We start from the raw sequence: 18,056 nt of genomic DNA on the forward strand, positions 1-18,056 counted from the left end.
CTGCATTGATGCAGGCTCGGAGACGGTAACGGTTATTTACGCAGGCGGACCCTGTCGACTGCATGATCGCCACTTTTAGTCATAATCAGGCTGGCACGTTCACGTGTCGGCAGGATATTTTCCTGCAGATTAAGCCAGTTAATTTCTTTCCATAAATTTCCGGCAACTTCAATCGCTTCCGCTTCTGATAGCCGGGCATAGTGGTGAAAGTAGGAGTCGGGATCGGTAAAGGCGCCCTGACGGAATTTCAGGAATCGATTGATATACCAGTTCTGCAGAAGATCTTCCTCCGCATCGACATAGATAGAGAAATCGACGAAGTCTGACACAAAGACATGGTGAGGATCATGGGGATAATCCATGCCGCTCTGTAAGACATTCAGGCCTTCAAGGATGAGAATATCAGGCTGCTCTATGATTTTATCCCCGTCAGGAATGACATCATAAATCAGATGCGAATAGACCGGTGCCGTCACCTGGCTGGCACCCGACTTCAGGTCAGAGACGAAATTAACCAGCCGGTGCATATCATAGGATTGCGGAAACCCTTTCTTCTTCATCAGGCCACGCTCTTTCAGCACGGCATTAGGATGAAGGAAGCCATCCGTGGTAATCAATTCTACCTTACGATGTTCAGGCCAGCGGCTCAGCAAGGCCTGTAATACACGCGCCGTGGTACTTTTCCCGACGGCTACGCTGCCCGCAATGCTGATGATATAGGGAATCTTCTGGCCATTTGTACCAAGGAACTGTTCCAGTACCGCCTGCCGACGAACATTTGAACTGATATAGAAATTAAGCAGACGGGAAAGTGGCAGATAAATTTCTGCAACCTCTTCCAGTGAGAGATCCTCGTTAATACCTTTCAGCTGCGCGATCTCATCTTCTGACAGCGTCATAGGAACAGAATCACGTAATGCAGCCCACTGCTCGCGAGTGAACTCCAGATAAGGCGTTGTCAGGGGTATCGTTTTATCCATAAGCATGCATCTGACCACAAATTCAATGCAATCAACCGCGCGTTATCCGATAAGCAGGACAGCACAGGTGAATTGAATCACGAATCGCTGGTTTATCAGTGAGAACAATGGGCTGGAGGGTATCACCAGTATGGCTTTCAACAGAAGTAAAAAGATAGAGGCGATCTCGCTTTCGTCGGCATCCCCACAAAACGTTACGATAGTCTCCATTTTCACGGGGCCGGGGGGTGTGAACTCTATGACAGTGCCTCACAGCGACAGCATGGCGTTAATCTCTTTTATCTGACGTCTTGCCTCACATAAGGACATAAACGCCGGACAGAGGGGCACAGAAGAACGAGTGAAAGAAAAATCGCGATGCCGGACCCAATCCCTGGCAAACTCTTCCGCCTTTCCAGCGCGCGCTCCACGGTGAAGCTAAAAAAGAGGTTCTCTTTAATCATAAAACGGCTCCATTTTGTACCGCGGCGTGGCAGTGAATAAAAAAAATGTCGCAGAGCCGTTCAAAAAAACATCACTCAGTTCATTAAGGTAAAATAAATGCGCGTACTGAAGTTCTTTTATCTGCCTGAAAGGGTGCTTCCGCGCAGAGTGAAGCGTTGCGCATGACCGGCTGAAGTGGTCAAAAACAGGGCCGGATTGCACAAATATTCTGCAGGAAATCGCGAAAATGCGATGATTTGCACAAATAGTAAGCGATAGAAAAAAATATGCGATTTTTTAGTTGCATCCAGCGTCCGACCTTCCTAGAATGCGCACCACTTGATGCCGGCTTAGCTCAGTTGGTAGAGCAACTGACTTGTAATCAGTAGGTCACCAGTTCGATTCCGGTAGCCGGCACCATCAAGTAGGTGGGATTCCCGAGCGGCCAAAGGGAGCAGACTGTAAATCTGCCGTCACAGACTTCGAAGGTTCGAATCCTTCTCCCACCACCATCTCAGCCTCACGGTTGAGTACAGATAGACAGCCTGTTTATCTGTCAGGTGAGTCATCTATCACCCTGAATTCAGACTGAGCGTTAGCAAAGTCAAAGCCGGTCAGCTACGCTGGCAGGCAGTAGATAACAGAGAGTCACTCTCTGTTTTCTGCAAGCTACAGAAAGAACAGGTAGCCGAGTTCCAGGATGCGGGCATCGTATAATGGCTATTACCTCAGCCTTCCAAGCTGATGATGCGGGTTCGATTCCCGCTGCCCGCTCCAGATGTGCTGATATGGCTCAGTTGGTAGAGCGCACCCTTGGTAAGGGTGAGGTCCCCAGTTCGACTCTGGGTATCAGCACCACTTCCTTTAATCTCCCTCCTGATTTTCTCTGTAACTTCCTTGCAGTCAGGCATTGCCTGGTTAATGTGATGATATCATTGATATATCCGTGTCTTAGAGGGACTAGCGATGGCTAAAGAGCAATTTCAACGTAACAAACTGCACGTAAACGTGGGCACCATCGGTCACGTTGACCACGGTAAAACCACCCTGACTGCAGCTATCACTACCGTACTGGCTAAAACCAACGGCGGCCAGGCGCGTGCATTCGACCAGATCGACAGCACCCCTGAAGAAAAAGCCCGCGGTATCACCATCAACACCGCACACGTTGAGTATGAGACGGCTTCACGTCACTACGCTCACGTTGACTGCCCAGGCCACGCCGACTATGTGAAAAACATGATCACCGGTGCTGCGCAGATGGACGGCGCGATCCTGGTTGTTGCTGCGACTGATGGCCCGATGCCACAGACCCGTGAGCACATCCTGCTGGGTCGTCAGGTTGGCGTTCCTTACATCATCGTGTTCCTGAACAAGTGTGACATGGTTGATGATGAAGAGCTGCTGGAGCTGGTTGAGATGGAAGTACGTGACCTGCTGTCACAGTACGACTTCCCAGGCGACGACACACCAATCGTTCGTGGTTCTGCGCTGAAAGCGCTGGAAGGCGAAGCAGAGTGGGAAGCGAAAATCATCGAGCTGGCTGAACACCTGGACAACTACATCCCGGATCCAGTCCGTGCGATCGACATGCCGTTCCTGCTGCCAATCGAAGACGTATTCTCAATCTCTGGCCGTGGTACCGTTGTTACCGGTCGTGTTGAGCGCGGCATCGTTAAAGTCGGCGACGAAGTTGAAATCGTGGGTATCAAAGATACTGCGAAATCAACCTGTACCGGTGTTGAGATGTTCCGTAAGCTGCTGGACCAGGGTCAGGCAGGCGAAAACTGTGGTGTTCTGCTGCGCGGTATCAAGCGTGAAGACATCCAGCGTGGTCAGGTTCTGGCTAAGCCAGGCACCATTAAGCCACACACCCAGTTCGAGTCAGAAGTTTACGTTCTGTCTAAAGACGAAGGTGGCCGCCATACTCCGTTCTTCAAGGGCTATCGTCCACAGTTCTACTTCCGTACCACTGACGTGACCGGTTCAGTAGAGCTGCCAGAAGGCGTTGAAATGGTCATGCCAGGCGACAACATCAAAATGGTTGTTACCCTGATCCACCCAATCGCAATGGACGAAGGTCTGCGCTTCGCAATCCGCGAAGGTGGCCGTACCGTTGGCGCGGGTGTTGTTGCTAAAGTTATCGCATAATTACCGATAACGTTTGACGCAATGCACACGGAAAGGGCATCATTTGATGCCCTTTTTGCACGCTGTTTTATAGAACCTGGCTCATCAGTGATTTTTTCGATCATAATCATTGCTGAGACAGGCTCTGTCATGCGGCGTTAGATACCGAGTTACGCCTCAAAAGCTCATTCGGTTTGGACGCCTCGCACTGCGGGGCAGAATAGTTTCTGAATTATTGTGGCAGGTTGGTTTATGAGTGCGAATACCGAAGCTCAAGGGAGCGGGCGTGGCCTGGAAGCGGTAAAGTGGGTAGCAGTCGTGGTACTGCTGCTTGCGGCGATTGTAGGTAACTACCTCTATCGTGATGTATCACTGCCACTGCGCGCGTTAGCCGTAGTTGTACTGATTGCAGCGGCTGGCGGCATTGCGCTTTTAACGACCAAAGGCAAAGCGACCGTGGCTTTTGCTCGTGAAGCAAGAACAGAAATGCGTAAGGTTATCTGGCCAACCCGCCAGGAAACGCTGCACACCACGTTAATCGTTGCCGCGGTGACTGCCGTGATGTCACTGATTTTGTGGGGGCTGGATGGTATTCTGGTCCGTCTGGTATCGTTTATCACTGGCCTGAGGTTCTGAGATGTCTGAAGCTCCAAAGAAACGCTGGTACGTCGTACAGGCGTTTTCCGGTTTTGAAGGCCGCGTAGCCCAATCGCTGCGCGAGCATATCAAATTGCACAACATGGAAGAGCTGTTTGGCGACGTCATGGTTCCGACTGAAGAAGTCGTTGAGATTCGTGGTGGCCAGCGTCGTAAGAGCGAGCGCAAGTTTTTCCCGGGATATGTACTGGTTCAGATGGTGATGAATGACGCCAGCTGGCACCTGGTGCGCAGTGTCCCTCGCGTGATGGGTTTCATCGGCGGAACATCTGACCGTCCGGCTCCGATCAGCGACAAAGAAGTCGATGCGATCATGAACCGTCTGCAGCAGGTCGGTGACAAGCCCCGTCCGAAAACGCTGTTTGAGCCAGGTGAAATGGTTCGCGTTAACGATGGTCCCTTTGCTGACTTTAACGGTGTTGTTGAAGACGTGGATTACGAGAAGAGCCGCCTGACGGTTTCCGTTTCTATCTTCGGACGTGCAACGCCGGTTGAACTCGACTTCGGTCAGGTGGAGAAAGGTTAACCTTTTTTTGCTCACAAATTAGCTATTGCAGCAGGCGCGAAATTTAACTACAATTTCGCGCCTTTTGTTTTTATGCGCTGGCAACAGCGTGTAAATCGTTATCACGGGGAGCCTTTAACAGGCGCTATAACCCAATTGAGGAAATATCATGGCTAAGAAAGTCCAAGCCTATGTCAAGCTGCAGGTTGCAGCTGGTATGGCGAACCCAAGTCCACCGGTTGGTCCAGCTCTGGGTCAGCAGGGTGTTAACATCATGGAATTCTGTAAAGCGTTCAACGCGAAGACCGAATCTCTGGAAAAAGGTCTGCCGACTCCTGTTGTTATCACCGTATACAGCGACCGTTCTTTCACGTTCATTACCAAAACGCCTCCGGCTGCCGTACTGCTGAAAAAAGCAGCGGGCATCAAGTCTGGTTCTGGTAAGCCGAACAAAGATAAAGTCGGTAAAGTGACTCGTGCTCAGGTACGTGAAATCGCAGAAACCAAAGCTGCGGACATGACTGGTTCTGACGTTGAAGCGATGACTCGCTCAATCGAAGGTACTGCTCGTTCCATGGGCCTGGTAGTAGAGGACTAAGAAATGGCTAAGCTGACCAAGCGCATGACCGTAATTCGCGACAAAGTTGACGCGACCAAGCAGTATGACATTGCTGAAGCTGTTGCTCTGCTGAAAGAACTGGCTACTGCCAAGTTCGTTGAAAGCGTTGACGTTGCTGTCAACCTCGGCATCGATGCACGTAAATCTGATCAGAACGTACGCGGCGCGACCGTTCTGCCACACGGTACTGGTCGTTCAGTACGTGTAGCTGTCTTCACCCAGGGTGCTAACGCTGAAGCTGCTAAAGCAGCAGGCGCTGAGCTGGTTGGTATGGAAGACCTGGCTGAGCAGATCAAGAAAGGCGAAATGAATTTTGACGTTGTTATTGCTTCTCCGGATGCAATGCGCGTTGTTGGCCAGCTGGGCCAGATTCTGGGTCCACGTGGCCTGATGCCAAACCCGAAAGTTGGTACTGTAACCCCTAACGTTGCTGAAGCCGTTAAGAATGCTAAAGCAGGTCAGGTTCGTTATCGTAACGACAAAAACGGCATCATCCACACTACCATCGGTAAAGTGGACTTTGACGCTGATAAACTGAAAGAAAACCTGGAATCTCTGCTGATTGCGCTGAAAAAAGCGAAACCATCGCAGGCGAAAGGCGTGTACATCAAGAAAGTCAGCCTTTCAACCACCATGGGCGCTGGCGTTGCCATTGACCATGCTGGTCTGAACGCAACAGCAAACTAATTGCTGCTTGAAACGGGCGAAAAATTCACCTAGAATCTTACGCCCGTTGTTCTGTTATTAGCAGAACAGGACACCAGAGAGTGGGAACGGAACGGGGCGTTATCGCTTTTCCCTCTGACTCTGCTGCGTCACACAGAATTTAGGTTGGAGCCAGGCCTTATCCTGGCCTCCGTCCAAGACCGCAGGAGCGGCTTATCTCCGGATAAACTGCTTAATATCCTGCGTAGACGGTGACAGAACCAAAAGAATTTTTTCTTAGCTGGATTCTGCTCACCGTGTTCGAGCGCTTATTTCCCTTCGGGTGAACTAAGTGAAGTGAGTTCCGGGGAAATCCTTTCCCGGTCAAATCCAGGAGCAAAAGCTAATGGCATTAAATCTTCAAGACAAACAAGCGATTGTTGCTGAAGTCAGCGAAGTAGCCAAAGGTGCGCTTTCAGCGGTAGTTGCGGATTCCCGTGGCGTTACCGTTGATAAAATGACCGAACTGCGTAAAGCAGGTCGTGAAGCTGGCGTTTACATGCGTGTTGTTCGTAACACCCTGCTGCGCCGCGTCGTTGAAGGTACTCAGTTCGAGTGCCTGAAAGACACGTTTGTTGGTCCGACCCTGATTGCATATTCTATGGAACACCCGGGCGCTGCTGCTCGTCTGTTCAAAGATTTCGCGAAAGCGAATGCAAAATTTGAGGTCAAAGCTGCAGCCTTTGAAGGTGAGCTGATCACGGCGGCCAATATTGACCGTCTGGCAACGCTGCCGACCTACGAAGAAGCACTGGCACGTCTGATGTCGACCATGAAAGAAGCCGCTGCTGGCAAACTGGTCCGCACTCTGGCTGCTGTACGCGACGCAAAAGAAGCGGCTTAAGGCCAGACTCTTTTTCTTCGTGTTTGCTAACGTATAAACTTTTTCTGATTCTTAGGAACAATTGTTATGTCTATCACTAAAGACCAAATTCTGGAAGCTGTTGCAGCTATGTCCGTAATGGAAGTAGTTGAGCTGGTTTCTGCTATGGAAGAAAAATTCGGCGTTTCTGCTGCTGCTGCTGTAGCTGTTGCTGCGGGCCCGGCTGAAGCTGTTGAAGAAAAAACTGAATTCGACGTCGTACTGAAAGCTGTTGGCGCGAACAAAGTAGCAGTCATCAAAGCCGTACGTACTGCAACTGGTCTGGGCCTGAAAGAAGCCAAAGATCTGGTTGAAGCAACTGGCGTGATCAAAGAAGGTATCAGCAAAGACGACGCAGCTGCACTTGAAGCTGCTCTGAAAGAAGCTGGCGCTGAAGTTGAAGTTAAGTAAGACAACCTTCGGGTTGCAGTCTGAGTAGTTTCAGACTGATGGCTGGTGACTTTTTGGTCACCAGCCTTTTTGCGCTACAGGGTTTCAATGGGGTTTCACACTGTTTGTCCATTGCTACTCTTCAATATCTTTCTCTATCGACGACTTAATATACCGCTTTCCTGTGCGGGTTCCCTGCCTTCGCAAAAGCGATGAAATGATTTAAGCGTGATAGAAAGAGGTATTGCACTGCTGCCCCGCAGCCAGTGAATCAAACAAAATCGTGTTGCATGAACTGTCCTGTCAGGACGGACAGCGTGGGTCGACTTGTCAGCTAGCTGAGGAACCCTATGGTTTACTCCTATACCGAGAAAAAACGTATTCGTAAGGATTTTGGTAAACGTCCACAAGTACTGGACATACCTTATCTCCTTTCCATCCAGCTCGACTCGTTCCAGAAGTTTATCGAGCAAGATCCAGAAGGTCAGTACGGGCTGGAAGCTGCATTCCGCTCTGTATTCCCTATTGCGAGCTACAGCGGCAACTCTGAGTTGCAGTATGTCAGCTATCGCCTGGGCGAACCTGTCTTTGACGTGAAAGAGTGTCAGATCCGTGGCGTGACCTATTCGGCACCGCTGCGCGTGAAACTGCGTCTGGTGATCTATGAGCGCGAAGCGCCAGAAGGCACCGTAAAAGATATTAAAGAACAAGAAGTCTACATGGGCGAAATTCCGCTCATGACCGACAACGGTACCTTTGTTATCAATGGTACCGAGCGCGTTATCGTTTCTCAGCTGCACCGTAGTCCTGGCGTGTTCTTTGATAGCGATAAGGGTAAAACCCACTCTTCGGGTAAAGTGCTTTATAACGCACGCATCATCCCTTACCGCGGTTCATGGCTCGACTTCGAGTTCGACCCGAAAGATAACCTGTTTGTCCGTATTGACCGTCGTCGTAAGCTGCCGGCCACTATCATCCTGCGTGCGTTACAGTTCACGACACCTCAGATCCTTGATCTCTTCTTTGAGAAAGTGGTCTTTGAAATCCGTGACAACAAGCTGCAGATGGAGCTGGTGCCAGAGCGCCTGCGCGGTGAAACCGCTACCTTCGATATCGAAGCAAACGGCACCGTTTACGTCGAAAAAGGTCGCCGCATCACTGCGCGCCATATTCGTCAGCTGGAAAAAGATGGCATTCAGCACATCGAAGTCCCGGTTGAATATATCGCGGGCAAAGTGGTTGCTAAAGATTACATCGATGAAAGCACCGGTGAGCTGATTGTTGCAGCGAACATGGAGCTGTCGCTGGATCTGCTGGCTAAACTGAGCCAGTCCGGTCACAAGCGCATCGAAACGCTGTTCACCAACGATCTGGACCACGGTCCATATATGTCCGAGACCCTGCGTGTTGACCCAACCAGCGATCGCCTGAGCGCCCTGGTTGAGATCTACCGCATGATGCGTCCTGGTGAGCCGCCAACGCGTGAAGCCGCAGAGAACCTGTTCGAAAACCTCTTCTTCTCTGAAGATCGTTACGACCTGTCTGCTGTCGGCCGCATGAAATTCAACCGCTCATTACTGCGTGATGAAATCGAAGGTTCAGGCATCCTGAGCAAAGAAGACATCATCGACGTGATGAAGAAGCTGATCGACATCCGTAACGGTAAAGGCGAAGTGGACGATATCGACCACCTCGGCAACCGTCGTATTCGTTCAGTCGGCGAAATGGCAGAGAACCAGTTCCGTGTGGGTCTGGTACGTGTTGAGCGTGCGGTTAAAGAGCGTCTGTCACTGGGCGATCTGGATACCCTGATGCCACAGGACATGATCAATGCCAAGCCGATTTCGGCTGCGGTAAAAGAGTTCTTTGGTTCAAGCCAGCTGTCTCAGTTCATGGACCAGAACAACCCGCTGTCAGAGATTACGCACAAACGTCGTATTTCTGCTCTCGGCCCGGGCGGTCTGACCCGTGAGCGCGCCGGCTTCGAAGTGCGTGACGTACACCCAACGCACTACGGTCGTGTCTGCCCAATCGAGACTCCTGAAGGTCCGAACATCGGTCTGATCAACTCCTTGTCTGTCTACGCGCAGACCAATGAGTACGGTTTCCTTGAAACCCCGTATCGCCGTGTGATCGATGGTCTGGTTTCTGACGAGATTCACTACCTCTCTGCTATCGAAGAGGGTAACTACGTTATCGCTCAGGCGAACGCCCCTCTTGATGACAACGGCGCGTTTGTGGATGACCTGGTCACCTGCCGTAGCAAAGGCGAATCGAGCCTGTTCAGCCGCGATCAGGTTGACTACATGGACGTTTCCACCCAGCAGGTGGTTTCTGTCGGTGCATCCCTGATCCCGTTCCTGGAACACGATGACGCCAACCGTGCTCTGATGGGTGCGAACATGCAACGTCAGGCCGTTCCGACTCTGCGTGCTGATAAGCCGCTGGTAGGTACCGGTATGGAACGTGCTGTTGCCGTTGACTCCGGTGTAACCGCCGTGGCCAAACGTGGCGGTACCGTACAGTACGTCGACGCATCACGTATCGTGATCAAAGTGAATGAAGATGAAATGTATGCTGGTGAAGCCGGTATCGACATCTACAACCTGACCAAATACACCCGTTCTAACCAGAACACCTGTATCAACCAGATGCCATGTGTCTCGCTGGGTGAGCCGGTTGAACGTGGTGATGTGCTGGCTGATGGCCCGTCCACCGATCTGGGTGAACTGGCGCTGGGTCAGAACATGCGCGTCGCGTTCATGCCGTGGAACGGTTACAACTTCGAAGACTCCATCCTGGTCTCCGAGCGCGTGGTGCAGGAAGATCGCTTTACTACCATCCACATCCAGGAACTGGCTTGCGTGTCGCGTGATACCAAACTGGGGCCGGAAGAGATCACCGCTGATATCCCGAACGTGGGTGAAGCTGCACTCTCTAAACTGGATGAGTCAGGCATCGTCTACATCGGTGCTGAAGTGACCGGTGGTGACATTCTGGTTGGTAAGGTTACGCCGAAAGGTGAAACCCAGCTGACGCCAGAAGAGAAACTGCTGCGCGCGATCTTCGGTGAAAAAGCCTCTGACGTGAAAGATTCGTCACTGCGCGTACCGAATGGCGTGTCAGGCACCGTGATCGACGTTCAGGTCTTTACCCGCGATGGCGTGGAAAAAGACAAACGTGCGCTGGAAATCGAAGAGATGCAGCTGAAGCAGGCGAAGAAAGACCTGTCTGAAGAGCTGCAGATTCTGGAAGCGGGCCTGTTCAGCCGTATTCAGAACGTCCTGATCTCTGGTGGCGTTGAAGCAGACAAACTGGACAAGCTGCCGCGTGAGCGCTGGCTGGAACTGGGTCTGAACGACGAAGCTAAGCAAAACCAGCTGGAACAGCTGGCTGAGCAGTACGACGAACTGAAGCACGAGTTTGAGAAGAAGCTCGAAGGTAAGCGTCGTAAGATCACCCAGGGCGATGATCTGGCACCAGGCGTGCTGAAAATCGTTAAGGTTTATCTGGCCGTTAAGCGTCAGATTCAGCCGGGTGATAAGATGGCGGGTCGTCACGGTAACAAAGGTGTTATCTCCAAGATCAACCCGATCGAAGATATGCCTTACGATGAAAACGGCACGCCGGTAGACATCGTTCTGAACCCGCTGGGCGTACCATCGCGTATGAACATCGGTCAGATTCTGGAAACCCACCTGGGTATGGCGGCGAAAGGCATTGGCGAGAAGATCAACGCCATGCTGAAGAAACAGGAAGAAGTCGCGAAACTGCGCGAATTCATCCAGCGCGCCTATGACCTGGGTACCGATCTGCGTCAGCGTGTTGACCTGAACACCTTCTCCGATGACGAAGTTCTGCGTCTGGCTGAGAACCTGAAGAAAGGTATGCCAATCGCCACGCCAGTGTTTGATGGCGCGAAAGAAAGCGAAATCAAAGAGCTGTTACAGCTCGGCGGACTGCCTTCTTCCGGTCAGATTACCCTGTTTGACGGCCGTACCGGCGAGCAGTTCGAACGTCAGGTTACCGTTGGCTACATGTACATGCTGAAACTGAACCACCTGGTTGATGACAAGATGCATGCACGTTCTACCGGTTCTTACAGCCTGGTTACTCAGCAGCCGCTGGGTGGTAAAGCGCAGTTCGGTGGTCAGCGCTTTGGTGAGATGGAAGTATGGGCACTGGAAGCTTACGGTGCCGCGTATACCCTGCAGGAAATGCTTACCGTTAAGTCTGATGACGTCAACGGCCGTACCAAGATGTATAAAAACATCGTTGACGGCAACCATCAGATGGAACCGGGCATGCCGGAATCCTTCAACGTACTGTTGAAAGAGATTCGCTCGCTGGGTATCAACATCGAGCTGGAAGACGAGTAACCCCATTTCAGGCGGCGGTTCGCCGTTGCCTGAAAGCGCTGGGTTTAAAGCGCTCGCAATTGTACTGGTTACGGGGCGTTCAATTTCGATTGGACGCCCCCTGAGTCTCACTCCGACGGGAGCTAATCCGTGAAAGACTTACTTAAGTTTCTGAAAGCGCAAACTAAGACCGAAGAGTTTGATGCGATCAAAATTGCGCTGGCTTCGCCAGACATGATCCGTTCCTGGTCTTTTGGTGAAGTGAAAAAGCCAGAAACCATTAACTACCGTACTTTCAAGCCAGAGCGCGATGGTCTGTTCTGTGCCCGTATCTTCGGGCCGGTTAAAGACTATGAGTGCCTGTGCGGTAAGTACAAGCGTCTGAAACACCGTGGTGTGATTTGTGAGAAGTGCGGCGTTGAAGTGACCCAGACTAAAGTACGCCGTGAGCGTATGGGCCACATCGAACTGGCGTCGCCGACTGCGCACATCTGGTTCCTGAAGTCACTGCCATCGCGTATCGGCTTACTGCTGGATATGCCGCTGCGTGACATCGAGCGAGTGCTCTACTTTGAATCTTACGTAGTCATCGAAGGTGGCATGACCAACCTCGAGAAGCGTCAGATCCTGACAGAAGAGCAGTACCTTGACGCACTGGAAGAGTTCGGTGACGAGTTCGACGCCAAAATGGGTGCCGAAGCGATCCAGGCCCTGTTGAAAAACATGGACCTGGAGCAGGAGTGCGATCAGCTGCGTGAAGAGCTGAACGAAACTAACTCCGAAACCAAACGTAAAAAACTGACCAAGCGTATCAAGCTGCTGGAAGCGTTCGTACAGTCTGGTAACAAGCCAGAGTGGATGATCCTGACCGTGCTGCCTGTTCTGCCACCGGATCTGCGTCCGCTGGTTCCGCTGGATGGTGGCCGTTTCGCAACGTCGGATCTGAACGATCTCTATCGTCGCGTGATCAACCGTAACAACCGTCTGAAGCGCCTGCTGGATCTGGCTGCGCCAGACATCATCGTGCGCAACGAAAAGCGTATGCTGCAGGAAGCGGTAGATGCCCTGCTGGATAACGGTCGTCGCGGTCGTGCGATCACCGGTTCCAACAAGCGTCCGCTGAAATCGCTGGCAGACATGATCAAAGGTAAGCAGGGTCGTTTCCGTCAGAACCTGCTGGGTAAACGTGTCGACTACTCTGGTCGTTCGGTTATCACCGTTGGTCCATATCTGCGTCTGCATCAGTGCGGTCTGCCGAAGAAAATGGCACTCGAGCTGTTCAAACCGTTCATTTACGGCAAGCTGGAACTGCGTGGCCTGGCCACCACCATCAAAGCCGCGAAGAAAATGGTTGAGCGCGAAGAAGCGGTTGTCTGGGATATCCTCGACGAAGTGATCCGTGAGCACCCGGTTCTGCTGAACCGTGCGCCTACGCTGCACCGTCTGGGTATTCAGGCTTTTGAACCGGTTCTGATCGAAGGTAAAGCGATCCAGCTTCACCCGCTGGTTTGTGCGGCTTATAACGCCGACTTCGATGGTGACCAGATGGCTGTCCACGTACCGCTGACGCTGGAAGCTCAGCTGGAAGCGCGTGCGCTGATGATGTCGACTAACAACATCCTGTCACCTGCGAACGGCGAGCCAATCATCGTTCCTTCTCAGGACGTTGTACTGGGTCTGTACTACATGACCCGTGACTGTGTTAACGCCAAAGGCGAAGGCATGGTGCTGACTGGCCCGAAAGAAGCTGAGCGTATTTATCGCGCCGGCCTCGCGTCTCTGCATGCTCGCGTGAAGGTGCGTATCACCGAACACGAGAAAAATGAGCAGGATGAGTGGGTAGCCAAAACCAGCCTGATCGACACGACTATCGGTCGCGCCATCCTGTGGATGATCGTGCCAAAAGGTCTGCCTTACTCCATCGTTAACCAGGCGCTGGGTAAGAAAGCTATCTCCAAAATGCTGAACACCTGTTACCGTATTCTGGGCCTGAAGCCGACCGTTATCTTTGCTGACCAGACCATGTACACCGGTTTCGCCTACGCTGCCCGTTCAGGCGCGTCAGTCGGCATCGACGACATGGTGATTCCAGAGAAGAAAGTGGAAATCATCACCGAAGCGGAAGCGGAAGTGGCTGAGATCCAGGAGCAGTTCCAGTCTGGTCTGGTTACCGCTGGCGAACGTTACAACAAAGTCATCGATATCTGGGCCGCGGCCAACGAACGTGTTGCCAAGGCGATGATGGAAAACCTCTCAACCGAAACCGTGATTAACCGTGACGGCGAAGAAGAGAAACAGGTTTCCTTTAACAGCATCTTTATGATGGCCGACTCCGGTGCGCGTGGTTCTGCTGCACAGATTCGTCAGCTGGCCGGTATGCGTGGTCTGATGGCGAAGCCGGATGGCTCGATCATTGAAACACCTATTACGGCGAACTTCCGTGAAGGGCTGAACGTACTGCAGTACTTCATCTCAACCCACGGTGCGCGTAAAGGTCTTGCGGATACCGCACTGAAAACAGCAAACTCCGGTTATCTGACGCGTCGTCTGGTTGACGTTGCTCAGGACCTGGTTGTCACTGAAGATGACTGTGGTACACACGAAGGCATCATGATGACGCCAGTCATCGAAGGTGGCGACGTAAAAGAGCCGCTGCGTGAACGTGTACTGGGTCGTGTGACCGCTGAAGACGTTCTGAAGCCAGGTACTGCGGACATTCTGGTCCCACGCAACACGCTGCTCGATGAGCACTGGTGTGACGTGCTGGAACTGAACTCTGTCGACAGCCTGAAAGTCCGCTCTGTTGTAGGTTGTGAAACCGACTTTGGTGTGTGTGCGCATTGCTACGGTCGCGACCTGGCACGTGGTCACATCATCAACAAAGGTGAAGCGATCGGTGTTATCGCGGCACAGTCCATCGGTGAGCCGGGTACACAGCTGACGATGCGTACGTTCCACATCGGTGGTGCGGCATCGCGTGCGGCTGCTGAATCCAGCATTCAGGTGAAGAACAAAGGTACCATCAAGCTGACCAACGCCAAGTCGGTAACGAACTCGGCCGGTAAGCTGGTGATCACCTCGCGTAACGTCGAACTGAAAATGATCGATGAATTTGGTCGTACCAAAGAGAGCTATAAAGTTCCTTACGGTTCTACCATGGCGAAAGGTGATGGTGAGCAGGTTGCTGCGGGCGAGACCGTTGCAAACTGGGATCCGCATACCATGCCAGTTATCACCGAAGTGGGCGGTTTCATTCGCTTCACGGACATGATCGATGGCCAGACCATTACCCGTCAGACAGATGACTTAACCGGTCTTTCTTCGCTGGTGGTTCTGGACAGTGCTGAGCGTACGTCAGGCGGTAAAGATCTGCGTCCTGCGCTGAAAATTGTTGATGCCAGCGGCAACGATGTTCTGATCCCGGGCACCGACATGCCGGCTCAGTACTTCCTGCCAGGTAAAGCGATTGTTCAGCTGGAAGATGGCGTGAAAATCAGTGCCGGTGATACCCTGGCGCGTGTGCCGCAGGAATCTGGCGGTACCAAAGATATTACCGGTGGTCTGCCACGCGTTGCTGACCTGTTCGAAGCGCGTCGTCCGAAAGAGCCAGCTATTCTGGCGGAGATCAGCGGCATCATCTCCTTCGGTAAAGAGACCAAAGGTAAACGTCGTCTGGTGATCACGCCGCTGGATGGAAGCGAGCCATACGAAGAGATGATTCCGAAATGGCGTCAGCTGAACGTGTTCGAAGGTGAACGTGTTGAGCGCGGTGACGTGGTTTCCGATGGTCCTGAGTCTCCACATGACATCCTGCGTCTGCGTGGCGTGCATGCGGTGACCCGTTACATCACTAACGAAGTGCAGGAAGTTTACCGCCTGCAGGGCGTTAAGATTAACGATAAGCACATCGAAGTCATCGTTCGTCAGATGCTGCGTAAAGCAACCATCGTGAGCGCAGGCGGTGCAGACTTCCTGGAAGGTGAGCAGGCTGAGTACTCTCGCATCAAGATCTCTAACCGTGATCTGGAAGCGAACGGAAAAGTGGGCGCAACCTACGTGCGTGATCTGCTGGGTATTACCAAAGCGTCACTCGCTACCGAATCGTTCATCTCTGCCGCATCGTTCCAGGAAACGACCCGTGTCCTGACCGAAGCCGCAGTAGCAGGCAAGCGCGACGAACTGCGCGGCCTGAAAGAGAACGTGATCGTGGGTCGTCTGATCCCGGCCGGTACCGGTTATGCGTACCATCAGGATCGTATGCGTCGCAGAGCGGCAGGCGAAGTGCCAGTTGTACCGCAGGTGACTGCGGATGAAGCATCAGCCAGCCTGGCTGAACTGCTGAACGCCGGTCTCGGCGGCAACAAAGACGATTAATCGTCCTTTGTCTGATAAAAAACCCTGCTCCGGCAGGGTTTTTTTTCGCTTTTTTCAGGCCTTCCACTCATTGCGGCGGATGCCAATATCCCTGAGCTGCTGGTCACTCAGCTTCGACAGAATGGCAGCGGTTTCCCGCCGCAGCTGCCAGCGTTTAAAACAGCGCCACAGAAAACGCACCAGGTGGTAAGGCGTGCCGGCGAACGGTTTAGCTGCGCGATTCTCATCGTATCCCATGATAGTGCCCTCAGTGATGTGAGAGGCTATTTTCCGCAAAGCGGCCTGCATGATACAGATTCAGAAATCACCTTTTTTTAACATACAGATTGCGGTAAATGCGATCTGAATGGTAAAAACAGGGCTCAACTGTACTGGTTACTGCTCACCAATGGAGCTGAAGGAAATACAATGACCCGTTATGAACATCTGGCTTCGCTGCTGGCTCAGCGCATTGAACAGGGCTTATACCGTAGTGGTGAACGCCTGCCTTCGGTACGAACCCTCAGTGCTGAACATGGCGTCAGTATCAGTACCGTGCAGCAGGCTTATCATCTGCTGGAAGAGAAGCAGATGATTACACCACAGTCACGCTCTGGCTACTTTGTGGCTTCCTGCAAAGCGGCACCGCCGATTCCGGCGCTGACGCGCCCCGTACAGCGGCCTGTCGAGGTCACGCAGTGGGATGCGGTGCTGGAGCTGATTAACGGTCGTCTGGAAGAGGATGTCCTGCAGCTGGGCAGCGGCATGCCCGATCTGACGCAGCCGACGCTCAAGCCGCTCTGGAAAGCGTTCAGTCGCCAGGCACAGAAGCAGGAAACCGCGCTGCTCAACTATGACAACCTTTATGGTGTACTTGCGCTGCGCCAACAGATTGCCCGGCTGGCGGTCGATAGCGGCTGCCAGCTTACGGCCGATGACATTGTGATCACCACCGGCTGCCACGAGGCGCTATCCGTCGCCGTCCGGGCAGTCTGCGAGCCGGGTGACATTATTGCCGTTGAGTCACCTTCGTTTCACGGCATCATGCAGACGCTGCGTGGCTTTGGCATTCGCGCCATCGAGATCCCGACCGATGCAGCGACGGGCATCAGTCTGGAGGCGCTGGAACTGGCCTTTGATCAATGGCCGATCAAAGCCGTTGTGGTCGTGCCGAACTGTAATAATCCGCTGGGTTTTATCATGCCGGAGTCGCGTAAACGGGCGTTGCTGGCACTGGCGCAACGGTTCGATGCCGCAATTATCGAAGACGATGTTTATGGTGAGTTAGCCTGGGACTATCCGCGTCCACCTGCGATCAAAGCATTTGATCTGGATGGCCGGGTTCTGCTGTGCAGCTCCTTTTCAAAAACACTGGCACCGGGTCTGCGTGTAGGCTGGGTGGTACCCGGCCGCTATCGCGATCGCGTGCTGCACATGAAATATATTGTCACCGGTTCCACCGCTACGCAGCCTCAGCATGCGGTTTCCGAATTTATCCGTCAGGGACATTATCAGCCGCATCTGCGCCGGATGCGGCAGCTCTATCAGCGCAACTATGAACGCTTCGGCTGCTGGGTAAGACACTATTTTCCCTGCGGGATCTGCGTGTCGCGTCCTCAGGGCGGCTTTCTGATGTGGATTGAACTTCCGGACGCCTTCGATGCGGTCCGGCTCAACCGTGAACTGCGCCAGTCGAAAATACAGATCGCCGTAGGTTCACTGTTTTCCGCGTCAGGTAAATACCGTAACTGCCTGCGTCTGAACTACGGCCTGCCCATTACTGAACAGACTGAACAGGCACTGGCGCAGGTGGGGGCGGCCGTTGAGCGCGCGATGATCGCCTGCCAGCATGAGACGCCAGGCCCTGCCTCCGCGCTGACATCGTGAACAGAGAAGCAGGGCCGGCAAGAGGAGGGGACCGGCCCTGGTCAGATAACCTTAACCTGACGGCAGCTACGTTAAGATCCTGCACCACAATGCGCCAGCGACAATAGTCGCTTCTGCGGCAGGTTTCCCGCCAGACATACAGGGGTTACCCGTTTTGCCGTCGCGCTGCAGGACAGATTCCATAAAT

General features: G+C 52.8%; 12 protein-coding genes and 4 tRNA genes. 14 read left to right on the forward strand and 2 right to left on the reverse strand.

Annotated elements, in window-relative coordinates:
- Positions 1 to 32: 32 nt before the first annotated feature.
- On the reverse strand, positions 33 to 980 hold the full coding sequence (coaA, locus tag ACLHDD_RS16455; protein WP_427104919.1) for a type I pantothenate kinase: 948 nt from the start codon (positions 978 to 980) through the stop codon (positions 33 to 35).
- Positions 981 to 1,747: 767 nt separating this feature from the next.
- Between coaA and ACLHDD_RS16460 the strand changes: the two genes are divergently transcribed.
- From ACLHDD_RS16460 to rpoC, 13 genes are all read left to right on the forward strand, one after another.
- Positions 1,748 to 1,823, forward strand: a tRNA-Thr gene (locus ACLHDD_RS16460).
- A gap of 7 nt (positions 1,824 to 1,830) precedes the next feature.
- Positions 1,831 to 1,915 (forward strand) — tRNA-Tyr (locus ACLHDD_RS16465).
- Between the two features lie 190 nt (positions 1,916 to 2,105).
- Positions 2,106 to 2,180 (forward strand) — tRNA-Gly (locus tag ACLHDD_RS16470).
- A 5-nt stretch (positions 2,181 to 2,185) separates the two neighbouring features.
- A tRNA-Thr gene (locus ACLHDD_RS16475) sits at positions 2,186 to 2,261 on the forward strand.
- 108 nt (positions 2,262 to 2,369) lie between these two features.
- Complete coding sequence (gene tuf, locus ACLHDD_RS16480; RefSeq protein WP_167429651.1) at positions 2,370 to 3,554, forward strand: elongation factor Tu; 1,185 nt, start codon at positions 2,370 to 2,372, stop codon at positions 3,552 to 3,554.
- Positions 3,555 to 3,785: 231 nt separating this feature from the next.
- Positions 3,786 to 4,169: a preprotein translocase subunit SecE gene (gene secE, locus ACLHDD_RS16485; protein WP_111142233.1), complete on the forward strand. Its 384-nt coding sequence runs from the start codon at positions 3,786 to 3,788 to the stop codon at positions 4,167 to 4,169.
- A gap of 1 nt (position 4,170) precedes the next feature.
- A complete protein-coding gene (gene nusG, locus ACLHDD_RS16490) occupies positions 4,171 to 4,716 on the forward strand; it encodes a transcription termination/antitermination protein NusG (protein WP_003848088.1) in 546 nt (181 codons plus the stop codon).
- Between the two features lie 148 nt (positions 4,717 to 4,864).
- Positions 4,865 to 5,293, forward strand: a complete 429-nt coding sequence (rplK, locus tag ACLHDD_RS16495) for a 50S ribosomal protein L11 (protein ID WP_006121495.1) — start codon at positions 4,865 to 4,867, stop codon at positions 5,291 to 5,293.
- Between the two features lie 3 nt (positions 5,294 to 5,296).
- Positions 5,297 to 6,001: a 50S ribosomal protein L1 gene (rplA, locus tag ACLHDD_RS16500; protein WP_313656387.1), complete on the forward strand. Its 705-nt coding sequence runs from the start codon at positions 5,297 to 5,299 to the stop codon at positions 5,999 to 6,001.
- Positions 6,002 to 6,365: 364 nt separating this feature from the next.
- Complete coding sequence (rplJ, locus tag ACLHDD_RS16505) at positions 6,366 to 6,863, forward strand: 50S ribosomal protein L10 (RefSeq protein WP_003848098.1); 498 nt, start codon at positions 6,366 to 6,368, stop codon at positions 6,861 to 6,863.
- A 66-nt stretch (positions 6,864 to 6,929) separates the two neighbouring features.
- The gene (gene rplL / locus ACLHDD_RS16510; protein ID WP_009092660.1) at positions 6,930 to 7,292 is read left to right on the forward strand and encodes a 50S ribosomal protein L7/L12; all 363 of its coding nucleotides are present in this window, start codon (positions 6,930 to 6,932) and stop codon (positions 7,290 to 7,292) included.
- Between the two features lie 329 nt (positions 7,293 to 7,621).
- The gene (gene rpoB, locus ACLHDD_RS16515; RefSeq protein ID WP_313656388.1) at positions 7,622 to 11,650 is read left to right on the forward strand and encodes a DNA-directed RNA polymerase subunit beta; all 4,029 of its coding nucleotides are present in this window, start codon (positions 7,622 to 7,624) and stop codon (positions 11,648 to 11,650) included.
- A gap of 129 nt (positions 11,651 to 11,779) precedes the next feature.
- Positions 11,780 to 16,003 (forward strand): DNA-directed RNA polymerase subunit beta', encoded by a 4,224-nt coding sequence (gene rpoC / locus ACLHDD_RS16520; protein ID WP_128085723.1) that lies wholly within the window; start codon positions 11,780 to 11,782, stop codon positions 16,001 to 16,003.
- 54 nt (positions 16,004 to 16,057) lie between these two features.
- On the opposite strand, the gene ACLHDD_RS16525 is transcribed toward rpoC, so the two are convergent.
- Entirely contained in the window at positions 16,058 to 16,240 is a 183-nt protein-coding gene (locus ACLHDD_RS16525) for a DUF1127 domain-containing protein (RefSeq protein ID WP_427104920.1), read from the reverse strand.
- 171 nt (positions 16,241 to 16,411) lie between these two features.
- Between ACLHDD_RS16525 and ACLHDD_RS16530 the strand changes: the two genes are divergently transcribed.
- A complete protein-coding gene (locus tag ACLHDD_RS16530) occupies positions 16,412 to 17,869 on the forward strand; it encodes a PLP-dependent aminotransferase family protein (protein WP_427104921.1) in 1,458 nt (485 codons plus the stop codon).
- Positions 17,870 to 18,056 lie beyond the last annotated feature (187 nt).

This window comes from Pantoea sp. NSTU24 (assembly GCF_050157905.1).
Lineage (GTDB): Bacteria > Pseudomonadota > Gammaproteobacteria > Enterobacterales > Enterobacteriaceae > Pantoea.

Excerpts from the sequence above, each read along its gene's own strand:
- coaA (WP_427104919.1), bottom strand. The coding sequence starts at position 980 with ATGGATAAAACGATACCCCTGACAACGCCTTATCTGGAGTTCACTCGC.
- tuf (WP_167429651.1), top strand. The coding sequence starts at position 2,370 with ATGGCTAAAGAGCAATTTCAACGTAACAAACTGCACGTAAACGTGGGC.
- secE (WP_111142233.1), top strand. The coding sequence starts at position 3,786 with ATGAGTGCGAATACCGAAGCTCAAGGGAGCGGGCGTGGCCTGGAAGCG.
- nusG (WP_003848088.1), top strand. The coding sequence starts at position 4,171 with ATGTCTGAAGCTCCAAAGAAACGCTGGTACGTCGTACAGGCGTTTTCC.
- rplK (WP_006121495.1), top strand. The coding sequence starts at position 4,865 with ATGGCTAAGAAAGTCCAAGCCTATGTCAAGCTGCAGGTTGCAGCTGGT.
- rplA (WP_313656387.1), top strand. The coding sequence starts at position 5,297 with ATGGCTAAGCTGACCAAGCGCATGACCGTAATTCGCGACAAAGTTGAC.
- rplJ (WP_003848098.1), top strand. The coding sequence starts at position 6,366 with ATGGCATTAAATCTTCAAGACAAACAAGCGATTGTTGCTGAAGTCAGC.
- rplL (WP_009092660.1), top strand. The coding sequence starts at position 6,930 with ATGTCTATCACTAAAGACCAAATTCTGGAAGCTGTTGCAGCTATGTCC.
- rpoB (WP_313656388.1), top strand. The coding sequence starts at position 7,622 with ATGGTTTACTCCTATACCGAGAAAAAACGTATTCGTAAGGATTTTGGT.
- ACLHDD_RS16525 (WP_427104920.1), bottom strand. The coding sequence starts at position 16,240 with ATGGGATACGATGAGAATCGCGCAGCTAAACCGTTCGCCGGCACGCCT.
- ACLHDD_RS16530 (WP_427104921.1), top strand. The coding sequence starts at position 16,412 with ATGACCCGTTATGAACATCTGGCTTCGCTGCTGGCTCAGCGCATTGAA.